Source organism: Alitabrizicola rongguiensis (genome assembly GCF_021491355.1).
GTDB classification, from domain to species: domain Bacteria; phylum Pseudomonadota; class Alphaproteobacteria; order Rhodobacterales; family Rhodobacteraceae; genus Aliitabrizicola; species Aliitabrizicola rongguiensis.
Window position 1 is genome coordinate 383313 of record NZ_JAKENF010000002.1, and the last position, 17306, is coordinate 400618.

Below are 17306 nucleotides of genomic sequence, written 5' to 3' on the forward strand. Positions count from 1 at the left end.
GGGGCCCAACCATCCCAGTTCGCGTCATAGCAGTCTCTACAGACTGTGATGCTATAGCGCGGAACGTGTTTGCCGGCATAGAGGTGCGGCCCGAACTGAAAAGCTCGCCCGCAGGTGAAGCAAGTAGTCATGAACTTTGGCGCCGAGCTTCCCGTCATGTCACACATCCATCCGCATCTGACCGCTGCGGTTCGTCAGCGGCGCGGTGGCGGCTTCACGGGTCAGGTCCGTCCAGTCCGCGATCAGCGCGTTGTAGGCGGTCGCCTCCTTCGCGTCGCCCCGCTTTTCGCAGATGTTGTAAAGCACATAGGCCAGGTCGCGCACGTCATCCGCCTTGGAGCCGAACTTCTTCAGCATCACCGCCGCCTCATAGCCGATCCCGTATTTCTCGTGCAGACGCACCAGATGCTGGCAGCATTCCCAGACGGTCAGGTGGCCATCGGCATCCGGCTCCCACTCGGCATCCATCTCGTCGCGCTTCAGGATGCGCACCTTTCCGGCCGCGCTTTCCACGATCCCGGCATGCTTCACGCTTTCGACCGAGATGCCGCGCGCGGTGGCGATGTTGTTCGCTGTGCCATAGTCGCCAGCCTTCAGCCCGTTCTGTTCGAACCAGGTGATGGCAAAGCGGGTGTCGGCATCGAACTCGCCCTGGATGCCGCCAAGGTATTCGTCGAGCTCGCGGTTGATCAGCTGCAGCGCGGCCTTCACCGTCATCGGGCTGTCATCGGATTCCAGCACCGCCCTGTAGCGCGAGAAGACGCCCATGCCGGGGCCAATGGCCGATTGCGGCATGTCGGCCGGGGCAATGTTGGCAGCCTGAAGCTCGGCGATGGCCGGTGGCAATTCGCGTTTCAGGGCACGGATGAACTCGGCCCGGGTGATGACCTCGGCTGAGGCTTCCTTTTTGCGGCAGACGAGGACGACGGAGTTTGCGAGGGCGTTACTCTCCTGCCCCCTCATTCGGTTCGCAAGTTCTGTTCGCATCGGCCAAGTACTTACGACTGAATACCCGGCATCTAGAATCCCCTGCAGGAACGTCGCCCAACCAGTTGAACTAATCCCTTCGTTCGCGACCTCACTTTGTTTGAAAGCATAGTAGATCGCCGCAGGAAAAACATTGGCGGACTGGTGAGCCATGTTCGCGATTGCTCTGCGCATCCCGTCCAGAAAGAAAACTTCGGCTGCGTCCCTCCCGCCTTGCCGGTGGGGCGCAGCAATCAATTCCTCTGCCTTCGGAGTAGCCAATACACTGAAGATATCAGGATATACTGATCGGAGGGCTGGCTTTAGCCAACAAAAGAAGAAATCTGACAGATCAGCGTAGCCTATATTGTCATAGTATGGTGGATCAGTAGAAATTACCGCTCCTTCGGGGTAGACAACGGTTTGAGCGTCGTGGTTGATCTCAATACCTTCGCCACTGGGGTGAAATCGCTCAATCACCTTAACGATGCTTCCAAGACTAGTCCGGTAGTCTCCCGCAGCATCGCAAAAGACGTTGTTTTCGCCAAAGTCCCACATCATGGGAATAGCCTGACGACCGAAAAGGTTTCGGACCTGTGTTTTCGACGATTCCCATCTGCAAAGTGAGTTTTGAATGTCAGTCAATCTGCTGACGCCAAACGCCAAATACACACTAACTGCCTCGGCATAGGCTTTGGCGCCTTTGCCACCGTCGCGCAGCACGGTGGGATCGGCGGAAAGGGTCGCGGATGCGTTGGCCTCAATCTGTGACCGCGCCTCATGCACAAGATCGCTGAAGGTGTTTAACGCCACTAGCTGCCGATCGGTGAAAAGATCACCGAAGGTCTCCATTCCATAATCTGGAGGAGTGAACGCGCGGCGATCAGGCGAAATCGTCATCTCTGGCCGCCATGAGGGCTTCGCAGCGCGGGCGGCTTCGACCTGTTCGGCGATTGGAGCAACAAAAATCCGCTCTCGCGGACCTTCTGCAACAATTGCGATAAGTTGCTCTCCCAAGCCATCCTTTGCAACACGCCGAACGTGTTCCATTGTGATCGCGGTATCCGAGATCAGGCAGCGGAAGTTTGCCCCGCGCCCGGCCTTCGTTCCCTCTTTAGCCGCCTCAAGCTCGGCTTTCGTCCCACCCTGCCGGATACGATAGGTGATCGTCTTGGCCTGCCGGTCAACGATAGGCTCGATCCATGCCTCTTTCCCGGCTTTGGACGACAGAAGGAAGCTCGACGCAATCGGCACATGGACATCCGCAAAGGCCGGGTCGGGGCTCGGCACCGTCCGCGCCCAGATCCAGGCGATCACCGTTGCCTTGCCGCCACCATACTCCTTCGGCAGGTCCACTTGCGGGTAAAGATGCCCGATGCGCTCCCATGCCTTCTCGCGCATCCATTCGCCGTAGTATTTCACATCCTCGGCCAGCCCTTCGGCGTTGCGGTAGAACGACCGCTCCTTGATGCCGGGGTGGATGGGAGGCATGTCCTTGAACTTCGGCGGGATCTCGATCATCGCCTTACCGATCATCACCGCCACCGGGTTCAGGTCGGACCCATAGGCAGGCAGGCCCAGCCGCTGCGCCTCGAGCGGGATCGATCCGCCGCCCGAGAACGGGTCATAGACCGGCGGCAGCACTCCACCGCACGACCGCCGGATTTCCGCCCGCGCGCGTTCCAGCACCTCTTCGTTGGTCGAGTTCTCCCACTTCACCAGGTCTTCGATGATGGCAAACAGCCGCTGCCGCTCGCGCTCCTGATCCTCATGGGCGGGGAACTGGTCGGGGTGACTCGAGGGATCGTCCACCAGCTGCGCAAAGAGCACCGCCCGACACGCCGCCAACGGCCGCCGCGCCCACCACAGATGCAGCGTGCTGGGATGCCCATGCCGGATCGACTTCTCCCGCGCCGAGGCGGCGTTGATGGCCTCAAGCGGGATGGCGACTTCGATCAGTTTCTTCTTGTAGGGTTGGGTCATATTTGAACAACGATTCTTCTGATTGCCGCACGAAAGTCATCACGAACGCCGGGCGGCACTTGGTCCAACAGCAGCTGGTTGATTGCCTGGTGATCCGCATCGCTGCGGGTCGGATAAAGCTGGAACTCCCACGTGCGCCAGTCACCACTGTCGGGTGCTGTAATCACTCCGACGCCGTTCTTTCCAGCAACTCCCAAAAGATTTTCGAAATCTGCCTGTTGGTCTTCGGTAAGTTGCGCCGGAAAGCCGACGATCAAGAGGTACGCGTAGTGCGATCTCGCCTTGTGTGACAAGGCTTCATAGACGGCGAGGACATCTGTGACCTCGAAACGCTTCACTTCAATCGTGCGCACGTCTCCTTCCGGGCGCGACGAGAACAACCAGTCCGAAACGGTGCAAAGGACGATGTCTGGCCGACTCCATCGGCCTCCCGTCTGTCTACGACCTTGTTGTCCAGTGATAGCTCCGAAGACATGGGTGAACCCGGGCTGCTCTGTCCAGTTATTCAGGATTTCCCTAAGCACCGGCTCATAATGGTCAATCTCTCGATCCTGTTCCATCACTTCCGCTGCTTGTTGCGGTTGCGCTGCAGGCACAACCTCAACAGCTACCTCAGCTGGTGGCAGAAGCTGAATCCCACCGTTCCGTCCCCTTCTCCGCTCAATTCGACCCTCGTCCACGAGGGACTGTTCAGCTTCCCAGTATGCATCGGTTGGACTGCCATCGAGGCCGGGAATAGTCATCCACAGGCTATTCCGGGTAAGTCGTTGGTTTCCGGCCTGTTGAAGCGCCGCGATTATCTGATCACGCATGTTTTCGACCACTAAGTCCTGTGTTTCTGCTCTACTTCGGTTGCTCAGCTCGTTCCAACAGGCGCTTTAGGTTGAACTGGATCGCCGTATGTTCGAACGACGGTTCGTGGTCCGACAGCGCACCGCGCACATACCGCGGTTCTTGCGCATAGCCACGCTCGATCTGGACGATGGCCAGGATGTATTTCCCGGGTTCATGCAGCGAAGTGATGATTTCCTGCCGGGTCAGCATCACCGTGTCGGCGCCGTCGATCCGACCCTTGACCTCGATGAAACGCAGATGCCCAGAGCGAGGATCGTAAGAGGCGATGTCGTAGCCAACCTTTTGCGCCGAAACATCGCGCGGCTCATTGCCCAGCGCCCGCTCTGCCTTGATGACCGCTTCCATGGCCCTCAACTCGCTGATCCTCCGGGCCTCCGGGTCTTCAGCAAACGCATTGGGTTTGGTGCCTGCAACGACAGCCGCCTTCGCCAACAGCAGCCCCTTGGGCACGACGACCATGCCCCCGCGCACCCGCGGCGGCTGTGCCGAGATGAAGCGCTCCTTCTCCAGAAGTTCCATCCGGCGTTTCAGTCGATCGGCCAGGTCTTCCGCACGCCGTTCTGCGTTCTGCCAGTTCAGGCGGGTCTTTTTTCCGGCCTTCTCATCCTCGCGCAATTCGGCGGCCCGGTTGTCCCAGAAGTTGATCTCCTTCTTCAGGCGAGCCTTTACCTCCTGCTCGACCTTCGCCACCTCCGGCAGACGCCGCGCCTTCACCTCGGCCACGTGGCTCTGCGCGAGATCAATCGTAGCGAAGCGGATGGCGGCCTTTTCCAGATCATTACGCAGCCAGTCCTCGTGCAGCTTGTCAGAAACCAGCACGATTTCCTCAGCCGTAGCGGGGCGCAGGTTCAGGTGCGGGGCGATCCCCGCATTCGCGGCTTGCCCTGTCTTGTCGATCGAGGCGAACTGCAGCTTCTCCGAAATGATGTGGGGTTTGCCAGTGCTGGTTGGGCGGCCGTCCTGAACGCTGTGCTCCAACAGGAAGATCGCGGACAGGTCCTGGCCAGGGTCGGTTTCATCAACCATGACCGCGCCCTGTTTCATCAGGTGGTCGTACTGTTCGCGCACGATGCTGATGACGGCTTCCAACAAAGGGTGGCCAGGACAGACGAACGTTGCCACTGGCTGCTGATTCACTTTTCCCTTCTCAAAGCAGATGCGCTCGTACTTTTTCTGGACTGGAGAACCGGTCCCGATCTGCCTGTCGCGCTCGCGGATGCTGACCGGGACATGGGTGATTTCCCACCGGCCCTCTTCCCGAGGCTTGATCTGGCCGCCGAGGCGCCTAAACGCCTCGACGAAGAAACTCTGGATGTGATGCGGCTGGAGGCGCTGAGCCTCGGCGCGTTCCATGTCGATGCGGATTTCCTGCACTTTGGCGGCAGGCATCGTATCGTTGGTCAGCGCCCGGCGGGCCAAAAGATCAAGGAGGTGCCGCTGATCGACGGCACCATCGACGGCTTGGAACAGCCGGGCCTTCACTTCGGGCTGCTCACCGTACTGGATCGCCTCGAACAACAGATCCTTCAGCGCCGTCCCGTCGAACAACTCGCCGAGGACATCGTAGACTCGCCCACCCAGCGCCTCGCGCGCGGCCTCCAGCTTTTCTAGGAGCCGGGCATAGACCTCACCTTCGCGCGTGTCGGCCGCGACAAGGTTCCAGAGGTGGCAGACCTCGGTCTGACCGATGCGGTGAATACGGCCAAACCGCTGTTCGATCTTGTTCGGGTTCCAGGGGAGGTCGTAGTTCACCATAAGATGGCCACGCTGAAGGTTCACGCCTTCACCAGCCGCGTCGTTCGCGATCAGTACCAGCATGTCACGGTCCTGCATGAACCGCTCGACGATCTTCCGCCGATCCTCGCGCGACACGCCGCCATGGATCACCTCGACAGCATCGGCACGACCGAGCCTCGAGCGCACGCGGTCATGTAGGTAATAAAGGGTGTCTTTGGGTTCGGTGAAAATGATCAGCTTCCGGCGATTGCCGTGGGAATCGACCATCAGTTCGTCGTCGAGGATCCGGTTGAGCTGCGACCACTTCGTGTCCTGCCCGGAACTGAGCACCCCGAGCGCCATCCGTTCAAGGGTTTGCAATGCTTCGACCTCAAGCGCGAGCTGATCCACGGTCTCAGCCGTTGTCGCCGTCGTGGAAATCCGGTCCTCAATGTCGTCGATCTCGTCCTGGCCAAATTCCTCGATGTTCTGCAACACATCGTCTGGCACGTCGGGCGCGTCGAAACCAGAGCGCTTGCCGCGAACCATCAGCCTTGCCTCGGCCAATTCTGCCTCCAACCGTTCGCGGCGCCGCTTCAAGGACTGGTAGATCGCGGCTGGGGACGAAGCCAGACGACGCTGCAGGATCTGCAATGCGAAGCCGACATTGTTCCGCTTCTTGCCATCCTCTGCAGCAAAGCGCTGGACCCGGTTCATTTCGTTGCGGACATATTCGGTCACCGCCGCGTAGAGCGCCGCCTCGTCTGCCGACAAATCATACTTGACGGTATAGGCTCGGCGTTCGGGAAAAAGCGGGCGGCCATCAAACCGCAGGAGCTCTTCTTTGGTGAGGCGGCGCATCATGTCAGCGGTGTCAGCATAATGCACACCGTCGCGGAACCGACCCTCGAAACGGTCACCGTCGAGCAGCGCCATGAACAATTGGAAATCCTGTTCATGCCCATTGTGGGGCGTTGCCGACATCAGCAGCAGATGACGGCACACTTCGCCGAGCTTCTGACCAACGCGGTATCGCTTGGTGTACTTAGCTTCACCACCAAAATAGGTCGCGGACATGCGGTGGGCTTCGTCACAGATAATCAGGTCCCACTCAGCCGCTTTCGCCAGCTTGACCTGCAGTTCCTCATTGCGGGCGAGGACGTCCAGTCGGGCAATCAACCGGTTGTGATCGCTGAACGGATTACCCGACCTTGAGTTCTCGATCATGTCGCGGGTCAGGATGTTGAACTCTAACCCGAACTTCTCGCCCAGTTCATCCTGCCACTGTTCGACGAGACTTCCAGGCGCAACGACTAGACAGCGTTCAAGATCACTCCGGGCGATCAATTCCTTGATCAGCAGGCCCGCCATGATGGTTTTCCCGGCACCCGGATCGTCAGCCAAGAGAAACCGCAACGGCTGGCGGGGCAGCATTTCACCATAAACCGCAGAAATCTGGTGCGGAAGCGGATCAACTAGGCTGGTATGAATGGCGAGGTAAGGATCGAAATAATGCGCCAGCTTGATGCGATTAGCCTCGGTGACAAGACGCAAGAGATTGCCGTCTGCATCAAACGACCAGACTCGTCCATGAGCATCGAGTTCAATTCGGGCCTGATCATCGCGATAAAGGGTCGTTTCAGAAACACCACCACCCGGCGCTCTGAATACCAGATTGATCGCTTGATCTCCAATCCATTCAACAGAAACGACCTCGACTGGCTGGCCGGGAACGACACCGCGCAATTGAGCGCCGTTCTTGATGTCTTCCAGAACCGTCATCTAACCTCCGCCCGGCTCACGCGCTGTTCGAATTGACGCAGCACACCAGCCTACTTTAAACGCGTGACCAAACAGCCTGAAAACCAGCAATTCCCGTCGGATAGAACATAGGAATGGACTTTTCCCGGAACAAACGGTGACGGTGGCCGAAAACCGTTGATCTGGAAGTCAGGCGACTGCCCTGCCCCCCTGCGTATTTCCGACCAACCATTCTCACTGTTTTCTCTCTGGCCGCGAAGCCACACAACAACATTGCCGAACCAGTTCATCCACGAACATTTGCGCGAACAGTTCGGTGATTAGAAGATCAGCAAAGTGAAACAACCACAAGGAGTTGTAGATGGTCGAGCAGTTTAGATGGCACCCATTCTTAGAAAAATGATCTGCTCTGACCAATAGACCCGATTCAGCAGGGCACGGCCGACTAATCATCTACCTGTCTCGCCACCCGTGCCAAAGAAGGCGACCAAGCTGCCTTGCTCCTGCTCCTGCCCGGCCGACTTCAACCAGCACTCCACTTACTTCCGACCTCCCTTCGAGCCTGCGGCGGTTGCGCTGGACCATAAGCGCCTCTCCGGCCTCCTGCGCGATGAGCGTCTCGAGTTGGCCGATGTTCCAGACTGGCGTCTCACATGAAATAGGCAAGACGATGGGTTCTCCAAGATCTGCCGAAACGGCCCGCACCACTTCGGCTAGCTTCGCTAGTGCCTCCGGCGGCAACAGGTGTTCGGCCCAGGGCCAACCTTCAAGTAAGTTGTCCACTGCATTTACAGCGACGATGACGCGAGGTCGGCGGCGTGCAAAATCGCTGGCGAAGCTCTCCCGAAAACGCGACAGCAGCGCAAGGTCGGGAGCCCGTGCCGGCCGGTTGGCACGAACGACCCATAAGACCAGATCGCATTGCATTAACTGTTCGAGAAGCCGTTCCTCGACCATGTCGGAACCATCGATCCCCTCGCTGTCAACGAAAGTGAATCCGATCCCTGACAATTCGATCTGATGACTGACAAGTCCCTGAGTGGTCGGCACGACGTCTGTTTCCGCCATATCACACCCAGACAAAGCATTGATAAGGCTTGTTTTCCCAGCGCTCACTTGACCAACGACCATAACCCGCAACGGCGCATCCACTTCGGGCTCGCGTGCCAGATCTCTGCGATGCGATTCCAGTTCAATCTCGAGAAGCTCAGCATCCGAAAACCGCAGATGGCCTGCGTGCAGGTCAATTGCAGCGCGGGCGACTTCCTCAAGGATCAGCCTTTGCAGGCTTGTTTCGGCGGTATTTTGAATTGCGCCTGTTGCCTCACCCAAGAGAATGTTTTGTATCTCCTGCAGAATTGCGACCGGCAGGTTGGCGACAAGTCGCTTCATGCGCCATGCATTTTGGGCAATGTATGCACCGCGCCGGAACCAAATTCGATTGGACCAGAACCAGACCAAAGTACTAATGCGTATCGTATCGGCCATTGGCACATAGCTGCGCATGTCCCCGCGCAACCGGGTCGCGACCTGGTCGAATAGCAAGAGTGCCTCGGGAATCGAGAAATCCAGAGCGGTACGTGTTCCACCTGAAAGCTCTCCGGCCGCGCGACCAACGACATCGATCGCCTGCCTTTGCAGGTCGCCCCAAGGCAATGGTGCGATGAGTTGATCCCGGATGTCAGAACTCAGGCGCAGGAAGACCTCAAGCTCCCGATCCGTCCAATCCGGGTTTGCCTTGACCAGAGGCGATGAGTTACCGGGGGTCGCGCGAGCGGCGCGCCTAGCCCAGCGTGACATCGCCCACAGAGCGAGCCGGGAGATGCCGATCACCGCGACAGTCGCTAGAACGAAGCGCAGCAGCCAACCCTTTTCAGCCAACCAAAGGAAGCCAAGAGCAACCAAGACGACGAGCGGCATGAGATAGAGCAGGATTCCCAGCAACACCCGGCCCCTGAGAAACAGCGACAGGATCTTCCTATGCGGGGTCATGCGCGGCCCCACGCATTGCATCGGAGAAGCGGCGCCGAAGTTCCGCTTCGTCAATCGGGTTACCCTCACGAAGATGATAAAACCACCAAGCTGCTACCCGACCAAGGGCCCAGGTTGACGTGAAACCCCAAGTAGCGCCCGCGACTGGGGCAACAGTCTGGCCAATTACCGGCACCAGTTTAGCCCCCTCACGAGCGGCAAAGGCCAGGGCTTGGCCACCCAATACGCCAGCGCCGAGGGCTGCACCAAGCTGTGCCAGTCGGCTCGCGCTCCACTCAACTCCGTAGCGACCTGCCAATGCCGACAGCATCGCAACCTGAAGAGTAGGTACAGACGCCGCGCCGACCAAAGGGAGTGCTCCAGCAGCGGTAGCGCTGCCTGCGTAACCTAGCACCAACGCCCGGTTCCGCCCAAACTCCGAGCCTTCCTCGTCCGAGGAAGTCTCGCCCGCCAAGAACATCACAACCGAAGGCAGTATCTCGACAAGTTCTTTCGAAAACGGCTCCAAATCGGCCTTAACGGGATTGGAGAGGTCAAGCGTGACCATTGGCAAGTTTGCTCCAAAAACCGACTCGATGGCTTTCTGGTTGTGGGCCTGCGCTCTGCCCCGTGCCGACACATCGGAAATAAGGTCTGCCCCTGTGTGAATCACGATGACCGGCTGCTTGCGGCTCACCTTGCGAATGCGGCGCAAGGCCTCGACGATTGCGCCCTGCACCGGATCGTCAAGCCGCATCACGACCAAAACTACGTTCGCTGTAGTCTGGATCTCGGCAAGATCGGCGGCAGGATCGTAGTCGATCTCGCCAAGGCCCCTTGTGTCAAGAAATCGCATCACGGGTTCGTTCGGCGGAAAATCAAAGGACCGCGCCGTACGCGTGCAAGGATTGAACCCATTTCCAATCGCCGCCCCATCTAGGCGGGTCAGCGCCTGAACTAGCGAGCTCTTGCCTGCTCCTGTCTTTCCGAGCAACCAGAGCGTTGGCACCGGAAGGCACGTTTCGCCGACAGCTTTCGGACTTGGCCTGTCGTCGGGCGAGGCGGACCAGATCCAGTCTTTTGCTTCGTTCCAGAGCGCCTTTGGTGCATCGACGACGGCCCCTGCGGCATCGGAAACCGCACCCCAAAACCGCCACCCATTTTCGTCGGCAAACACTCGGCCTACCTCAGCGATGCTGGCTTTTTCGATTGAGTTAACATGGCCGTCAACCTCGGCGATTTCCGTCAGAAAGCGGAGGACCTCGGCCGACATCGCGTCGTAGTCGCAATCAGGATTCTGTCGCTTGTATGAAGACAGTGCTTTCGCTGCTTCCGTGATTGATCTGCCACTGATGCTTTCTTCAATGATGGGCAGTGCTGCGTCGATGTAGTCGGGCGCTATCCCCCATTCGCTGGTGAAGTACTCCGCAATCGCGCCAAGTTCGGCTTGATCGAGCGCGCCAGCCTCTCGCTGGATCAGGACTGATAGCCCCGCAATCAAGTCGAACAGTGAAGCGGCCAAAAGATCGATTGGGGTGTTTATGAATTTGGGCACGGCTTCGACCCGGGATCCTGAGTAGCTCCGCCAAGCCCTCATGACACCCCAGCTGATCGCACCAGCCATCGTGGCCGCCCCAATTACCCAACCAACCGGCGTAACCGCCGTGCCTATTCCGATCGCAGTGAGCCATGTGCCGAAGAAAGTGGAAGCGACAGTCGATGAACCTGCGACGACTGCTCCGGCTGCAGCTGCAGAACCGACCTGCCAGAGATCGCCGACAGTGCGCCCGGCTGTCAAACTCAGATAAGCATCCTCTCCGATGCCAAGCTTGGCCTTGAAGCGAAGTGGATCTGCGACGACTCGCGCGACTCTATCAAAACCGACCGGGCGGGCGGCCCCATCCGCTTCCATTAGGCCCCGACCCGAGCAAGCCGAGCCTCGAGCTCGTTGATCCGCGAGGTCCAACTCGCGTTGGCAAAATCGGCGATAGCCCCTCGTGTCAAGCCGAAGGCGACAAGCAGTGGCATCAAGAAAGCAGACAAGGTCGCGCCAATAAATGGGATCGAGGCAACGAGCAGTCCGACAGCTACCGAGATCACGACGCCGAACACCGTGTTTGGAAAGCGCGCCAAGATTTCGAACACGACCGTCAGGATCTTGCGGCCGATCTGCAGGACCACGTCACCAACCGCCACGGTGACGCGCGCAAGATCCATGACAAGTGATTTTACATCAGCGGAAAGCGCTAACCTGTCGATCTGGTCGGAAATCTTGCGCAACGGTAGTGCTGCATTGATCTCGCGCAAATTCTCAACATCGACTTTTGGAACATTAGACATAGAGGCACCCTGAAACGCTTATCTCTCAACACTAGGCGAATGGAACGGTGATTGCCTAGAGGTATGAGATGACGGTCGGCGAACGCTGCTTGGCTCCGGAAGTGGTGGCGTGACCTGTCCGGCATCATCGCCCTTGGGGCGTCTGAGTTGACTTCGCGATAGAGGGTTTCTGGCTCATGGGAACCGCCTAGGAGTGAGGACGAGACAGAAACCCGGAACATCGAAGGCGACTGCGGAGGTCGTTTTGAATGACATCCGCCTGCGCACGCAGATGCACCCATGTGCCGAAGAGAAGATCAGGATCGTGCTGGAAGGGCTGCGCGGCGAGGAAAACATCGAAACGGAGACATCGGCCACCAGGATTTCTTTGCCGTTCAACTCCGGCAACGACGCGAACTGAAGGCAGCCTCGAACTTCCGCGATCTAGCGCGCGGAATTGCGAGAAACCACGTCGCACATGCCGACGAACTTCGCACAAGACTTCCCAAGAAATTCGCAGATTACGACATTTCGGAGCGGACAGTTTTGTCAACTTTCACGCTTCGTTCACGCTATGTCTGTTGCAGAAAAACGATCTAAACCATTGTATTAAAATAATATAGCAGACGGATTTGCAATCCGCTGCGTAACCTCTCCGCCAACCCGCCGGAGCCAGCCGGGGATTAGGGGCTTTCCTCGGTAGCGTCAAGGTGGAACCTGCGACAGGCGAGGTGCTCCTGCCGTCAGGGACCCTGCGAATCGTATCTGCTTCGGGACAGGATCCCAGCCTCGACGATTTCCTCCGCCGCACCAATCCCGCTTCGGAAAATGGACCGTCCACGGCCAGATGCCGCCAAAGGGCCGCAAGGCGATTTCGTTTGAAACCGGGCGGAAATGCGGCGGAATTGGGGCAGTGACGTAACGAGCAGGATCGGTGCGATGATCTGGGAAATTCTGAGACGGTTCTTCGGACGCGGCGGCCGCGCGGTCGCAGTGGCCTTTACCCCCGACGCCCCCATCCTCCGGCCGGTCTGACTGCGGATCAGGAGGCGCCGTTCGGCCCCGCTTGCGATCAGAAGAACGCTTGCAGCCCGGTCTGCGCCCGGCCGAGGATCAGCGCGTGGACATCATGCGTGCCCTCGTAGGTATTGACCGTCTCGAGGTTCACCATGTGGCGGATCACCTGGAAATCCTCCTGGATGCCGTTGCCGCCATGCATGTCGCGCGACTTGCGCGCGATCTCCAGCGCCTTGCCGCAATTGTTGCGCTTGATGAGGCTGATCATCTCGGGCGCGGCCTTCGCCTCGTCCATCAGCCGGCCGACGCGGAGCGCCGCCTGAAGACCCAGGCTGATCTCGGTCATCATGTCGGCAAGCTTCAGCTGGAACAGCTGGGTCTGGGCGAGCGGGCGGCCGAACTGATGCCGGTCGAGGCCATATTGCCGGGCGGCGTGCCAGCAGAACTCGGCCGAGCCCATCACGCCCCAGGCGATGCCGTAGCGGGCTCGGTTGAGGCAGCCGAACGGGCCCTTGAGCCCCTCGACATTCGGTAGCAACGCGTCTTCGCCGACCTCGACATCCTTCATCACGATCTCGCCGGTGATCGAGGCGCGCAGGCTTAGCTTGCCTCCGACCTTGGGCGCCGAGAGCCCCTTCATGCCCTTCTCAAGCACGAAGCCCTTGATCTTGCCGCCATGCGCCTCTGACTTGGCCCAGACCACGAAGACATCGGCGATCGGTGCGTTCGAGATCCACATCTTCGCGCCGTTCAGCACGTAGCCGTTGGCGGTCTTCTTCGCCGTCGTCTTCATGCCCGCCGGGTCCGACCCCGCATCGGGTTCGGTCAGGCCGAAGCAGCCGATCAGTGTGCCGGCGGCGAGGCCGGGCAGGTATTTCTTCCGTTGCGCCTCGGTGCCGTAGGCATAGATCGGGTACATCACCAGCGAGGACTGCACCGACATCATGCTGCGATAGCCGCTATCGACCCGCTCGACCTCGCGGGCGATCAGGCCGTAGGCCACGTAGGAGGCACCGATCCCGCCATATTCCTCGGGGATGGTCGAGCCGAGAAGGCCCATCTCGCCCATCTCGGCAAAGATCGCCGGATCGGTCTTTTCCTCGCGATAGGCGGCGATGACGCGGGGCTGGAGCTTCTCCTGGGCAAAGGCGCGGGCGCCATCGCGCAGCATCCGCTCTTCCTCGGTCAGCTGGTCCTCAAGGCGGAAGGGGTCCTCCCAATTGAAGCTGGAAAGATCGGGGGCGTCCTTGGATTTCAGCGTCGCGGTCATGGCATTTCCTCGAGTTTCGTCGCGCTTTGCTCATGCAAGGCGAAGGGATCTGAAGCGCATATTGCACAGAACAGATGAGAGGACTAACGATATGTCCTCCATGACCTATGAGTAAAACGCAATGATCGCGCCGCGCCGCTATCTACCCTCGATCCCCTCGCTTCTGGCACTCGAGGCGCTGGATCGGCTCGGCAGCGCCTCGGCGGCGGCCGAGGAGCTGTCGCTGACGCAAAGCGCGATCTCGCGGCAACTGCAGACGCTCGAGGGACAGATGGGCGTCCAGCTCCTCTTGCGCGACCGCAAGCAGCTGCGCCTGACACCGGCGGCGCGCGATTATGTCCGTCAGGTGCGGGCGGCGCTGGAGCAGATCGCCCAGGCCTCGCTCAAGCTCAAGGCCAATCCCACGGGGGGTACGCTGAACCTCGCGATCCTGCCCGCGTTTGGCGTCCACTGGCTCGCACCGCGGCTGGCCGAGTTCGCGCGATTGCATCCGGAGGTGACAGTCAACCTCTCGACCCGGATGAAGCCCTTCGACTTCGACGCCGAGGGCTTCGATGCCGCCATCCATTTCGGCCACGCCGACTGGCCGGGGGCCGAGCATCTCCTGCTGATGGAGGAAGAGGTGTTGCCGGTCTGTGCCCCCGGCTTCCTGAAGGAACCGCCAAAGGCGCCGGAAGATCTGCTCGCCTATCCGCTTCTCCTGCTGGAATCCCGTCCAGGTGCCTGGCATCGCTGGATGGCGGCGGAGGGTGTGTCGGCGACAATCCCCCGTGGCATGGTCTTCGATCAGTTCTCGACCATGAGCCAGGCTGCGATCCACGGCCTTGGAATCGGCCTTCTGCCCACCTTCCTGGCCGAGCCCGAGCTTGCTTCCGGCCGGCTGACAATCGCATGGGGCGCACGGCAGCGCAGTTCGGGCAGCTACTGGCTGGTCTGGCCCAAGAACCGCCCGGCCAGGCCCGCGCTTGCGAGCCTGACCGACTGGTTGGCGGAGCAGGTCAAAGGTTGAGGGTCACCCAGGCGGCATTCCGTGCCGAGGAGCGGACGCAGGCATCGACGAAGGCAACACCCGTGACACCGTCGCGGACCGTCGGAAAGGTCACCGCCGGATCTATCGCAGTCCCTTCGATCCGGGCGCGGATCGCGCGCGCGGCCTCGGTGTAGATATTGGCGAAGCCTTCCAAATAGCCTTCGGGATGGCCGGGCGGCACCCGGGTCACGCGCGCGGCCTCTGGACCGGCCCCCGCCCCGCCACGGGTGATGCGCTGGCGCGATCCGTTGAGGGGCGTGAACCAAAGGTAGTTCGGATCCTCCTGCGCCCATTCGATGCCGGCCTTGGTTCCGAAGACGCGGAGCTTCAGCGCGTTCTCGTTGCCGGCGGCGACCTGACTGCACCACAGCATGCCCCGCGCACCGCCCCTGTAGCGCAGCAGGACATGGCCGTTGTCATCCACCCGGCGGCCCGGCACGAAGGATTGCAGGTCTGCCGCCAGCGACTCCAGTTCCAGCCCCGAGACGAAACTGGCGAGATTGAAGGCGTGGGTGCCGATATCGCCGGTCGATCCCCCTGCCCCGGTCTGTTTGGGGTCGGTGCGCCAACCCGCCTGTTTCTGGCCCGATTGTTCGATCGGCTCGCTCAACCAGTCCTGTACATATTCGACCTGCACAAGGCGGATGTCGCCAAGCTCGCCCGCCGCGACCATCGCACGGGCCTGCCGGACCATGGGATAGCCGGTGTAATTGTGGGTCAGCGCGAAGACGACGCCCGACTCCTCAGCGGCTCTGGCCAGCTTCTTCGCCTCGGGCAGCCTCGCGGTCAGCGGTTTGTCGCAGATCACATGGATGCCGCGGCGCAGGAACTGCATGGCCACCGGCGCGTGCATATGGTTCGGCGTGACGATCGCCACAGCCTGGATACCGTCCTTACGCCGGGCCTCCTTCACCGCCATCTCGGCGAAGCTTGCATAGGCGCGCGGCACCCCGAGGTCGGCGGCCGAGGCAAGCGCCTTTTCCGGGGTCGAGGAAAAGCAACCTGCGACCAGCTCGTACTGGTCGTCGAGCCGGGCTGCGATGCGATGGACCGCGCCGATGAACGCATCGCGACCGCCCCCTACCATGCCAAGCCGAATCCGCGGCGAGCGGCCTTCGTTGCGACCTTCGATCGCCATTGCGTCCTCCTCCCTGTTGTCTCTTCTTTGCGCAAATACCCCGGGGGTGAAGCCCCGCAAGGGGGCGAGGGGGCAGCGCCCCCTCCTCGCTGCCTTTGATGCCGGGAAGTAACCTGCCCCGCAAGTTCGTCGTGGCTTCGCCGCACAGGTTCTGTGCGGCCGCAGCCACGCGCCGGCCTTGCCGCAGCGGGCGATCCCCTCCTACATGGGACCAAGCAGGCGGTATCAACAGGGCCGCATTGAAGGGCAATGAACCATGAAAAAGATCGGCTTCCTTTCCTTCGGCCATTGGACGCCCTCTCCGCAATCGGGCACGCGTTCAGCCGCCGACGCGCTTTTGCAATCCATCGACCTCGCCGTAGCGGCCGAGGACCTGGGTGCGGATGGCGCCTATTTCCGGGTGCACCACTTCGCTCGCCAGCTCGCTTCGCCCTTCCCGTTGCTTGCCGCGGTGGGCGCGCGCACGAAGAAGATCGAAATCGGCACCGCAGTCATCGACATGCGCTATGAGAACCCGCTCTACATGGCCGAGGACGCGGGGGCGGCTGACCTGATCTCCGGCGGACGGTTGCAGCTGGGCCTCAGCCGCGGATCGCCGGAACAGGTGATCGACGGATGGAAATACTTCGGCTACCGCCCCGAAGAGGGAAAAAGCGATGCCGACATGGGCCGTCGCCATGCCGAGGTTTTTCTAGATGTGTTGAAGGGCGAGGGCTTTGCACAACCCAACCCGCGGCCGATGTTCCCGAATCCGCCCGGCCTTCTGCGGCTCGAACCCCATTCCGAAGGGCTGCGCGACCGGATCTGGTGGGGATCGGGGTCGAACGCGACGGCCGAATGGGCGGCGAAGCTCGGTGTGAACCTGCAGAGCTCGACGCTGAAGGACGACGAGACCGGCGAGCCGTTCCATGTGCAGCAGGCACGCCAGATCCGGGTTTATCGCGACGCGTGGAAGGCGGCAGGTCACACGCGGCCGGCGCGTGTCTCGGTGAGCCGGTCCATCTTCGCGCTGGTCAGCGACATGGACCGTGCCTATTTCGGCGGCGGCCGCCCCGAGAAGGACTCAATCGGCTATATCGACGAGAGGACCCGCGCGATCTTCGGCCGCAGCTATGCAGCCGAGCCTGACAAGCTGATCGAGGATTTGCGCAAGGACGAAGCGATTGCCGAGGCCGACACGCTGCTTCTCACGGTTCCGAACCAGTTGGGCGTCGACTACAATGCGCATGTGATCGAGGCGATCCTGACCCATGTCGCGCCAGCGCTCGGCTGGCGCTGAT

Annotated in this window: 10 protein-coding genes and 1 pseudogene; 3 read left to right on the plus strand and 8 right to left on the minus strand. The window is 60.5% G+C overall.

Translation table 11 applies throughout. The features are described 5' to 3' along the window. Positions 1-159: 159 nt before the first annotated feature. From L0V05_RS07765 to L0V05_RS07790, 6 genes are all read right to left on the minus strand, one after another. Positions 160-2949 carry a DUF1156 domain-containing protein gene (locus L0V05_RS07765; RefSeq protein WP_234869546.1) on the minus strand — a complete coding sequence of 930 codons (2790 nt, stop codon included), beginning with the start codon at positions 2947-2949 and terminating at the stop codon, positions 160-162. Continuing rightward, positions 2946-3761 carry a hypothetical protein gene (locus tag L0V05_RS07770; protein WP_234869547.1) on the minus strand — a complete coding sequence of 272 codons (816 nt, stop codon included), beginning with the start codon at positions 3759-3761 and terminating at the stop codon, positions 2946-2948. Before L0V05_RS07770 ends, L0V05_RS07765 begins: the two co-directional genes overlap by 4 nt. A gap of 31 nt (positions 3762-3792) precedes the next feature. Continuing rightward, positions 3793-7302: a DUF8742 domain-containing protein gene (locus tag L0V05_RS07775; protein WP_234869548.1), complete on the minus strand. Its 3510-nt coding sequence runs from the start codon at positions 7300-7302 to the stop codon at positions 3793-3795. A gap of 432 nt (positions 7303-7734) precedes the next feature. Further along, the gene (locus L0V05_RS07780) at positions 7735-9273 is read right to left on the minus strand and encodes a GTPase family protein (protein WP_234869549.1); all 1539 of its coding nucleotides are present in this window, start codon (positions 9271-9273) and stop codon (positions 7735-7737) included. Beyond that, positions 9260-10876 (minus strand): YcjF family protein, encoded by a 1617-nt coding sequence (locus L0V05_RS07785; RefSeq protein ID WP_234869550.1) that lies wholly within the window; start codon positions 10874-10876, stop codon positions 9260-9262. Before L0V05_RS07785 ends, L0V05_RS07780 begins: the two co-directional genes overlap by 14 nt. 287 nt (positions 10877-11163) lie before the next feature. Continuing rightward, positions 11164-11592, minus strand: a complete 429-nt coding sequence (locus L0V05_RS07790) for a hypothetical protein (RefSeq protein WP_234869551.1) — start codon at positions 11590-11592, stop codon at positions 11164-11166. A gap of 193 nt (positions 11593-11785) precedes the next feature. Between L0V05_RS07790 and L0V05_RS20635 the strand changes: the two are divergent. Further along, a pseudogene (locus L0V05_RS20635) lies at positions 11786-11929 on the plus strand (IS3 family transposase); the annotation flags it as partial. Positions 11930-12643: 714 nt separating this feature from the next. On the opposite strand, the gene L0V05_RS07800 reads toward L0V05_RS20635, so the two are convergent. Next, entirely contained in the window at positions 12644-13858 is a 1215-nt protein-coding gene (locus L0V05_RS07800) for an acyl-CoA dehydrogenase (protein ID WP_234869552.1), read from the minus strand. Positions 13859-13979: 121 nt separating this feature from the next. On the opposite strand from L0V05_RS07800, the gene L0V05_RS07805 reads away from it, so the two are divergent. Beyond that, positions 13980-14867, plus strand: a complete 888-nt coding sequence (locus L0V05_RS07805) for a LysR family transcriptional regulator (protein ID WP_234869553.1) — start codon at positions 13980-13982, stop codon at positions 14865-14867. Here the strand turns inward: L0V05_RS07805 and L0V05_RS07810 are convergent. Beyond that, the gene (locus tag L0V05_RS07810; protein ID WP_234869554.1) at positions 14857-16026 is read right to left on the minus strand and encodes a Gfo/Idh/MocA family protein; all 1170 of its coding nucleotides are present in this window, start codon (positions 16024-16026) and stop codon (positions 14857-14859) included. The genes L0V05_RS07805 and L0V05_RS07810 overlap by 11 nt on opposite strands. 256 nt (positions 16027-16282) lie before the next feature. Here L0V05_RS07810 and L0V05_RS07815 point away from each other — a divergent pair, with 256 nt between their 5' ends. Beyond that, entirely contained in the window at positions 16283-17305 is a 1023-nt protein-coding gene (locus tag L0V05_RS07815; RefSeq protein WP_234869555.1) for an LLM class flavin-dependent oxidoreductase, read from the plus strand. The last annotated feature ends 1 nt before the right edge of the window (position 17306 follow it).

Bases quoted from the DNA above. Each gene is read 5' to 3' on its own strand.
- L0V05_RS07765 (WP_234869546.1), bottom strand. From the start codon at position 2,949: ATGACCCAACCCTACAAGAAGAAACTGATCGAAGTCGCCATCCCGCTT.
- L0V05_RS07770 (WP_234869547.1), bottom strand. From the start codon at position 3,761: ATGCGTGATCAGATAATCGCGGCGCTTCAACAGGCCGGAAACCAACGA.
- L0V05_RS07775 (WP_234869548.1), bottom strand. From the start codon at position 7,302: ATGACGGTTCTGGAAGACATCAAGAACGGCGCTCAATTGCGCGGTGTC.
- L0V05_RS07780 (WP_234869549.1), bottom strand. From the start codon at position 9,273: ATGACCCCGCATAGGAAGATCCTGTCGCTGTTTCTCAGGGGCCGGGTG.
- L0V05_RS07785 (WP_234869550.1), bottom strand. From the start codon at position 10,876: ATGGCTGGTGCGATCAGCTGGGGTGTCATGAGGGCTTGGCGGAGCTAC.
- L0V05_RS07790 (WP_234869551.1), bottom strand. From the start codon at position 11,592: ATGTCTAATGTTCCAAAAGTCGATGTTGAGAATTTGCGCGAGATCAAT.
- L0V05_RS07800 (WP_234869552.1), bottom strand. From the start codon at position 13,858: ATGACCGCGACGCTGAAATCCAAGGACGCCCCCGATCTTTCCAGCTTC.
- L0V05_RS07805 (WP_234869553.1), top strand. From the start codon at position 13,980: ATGATCGCGCCGCGCCGCTATCTACCCTCGATCCCCTCGCTTCTGGCA.
- L0V05_RS07810 (WP_234869554.1), bottom strand. From the start codon at position 16,026: ATGGCGATCGAAGGTCGCAACGAAGGCCGCTCGCCGCGGATTCGGCTT.
- L0V05_RS07815 (WP_234869555.1), top strand. From the start codon at position 16,283: ATGAAAAAGATCGGCTTCCTTTCCTTCGGCCATTGGACGCCCTCTCCG.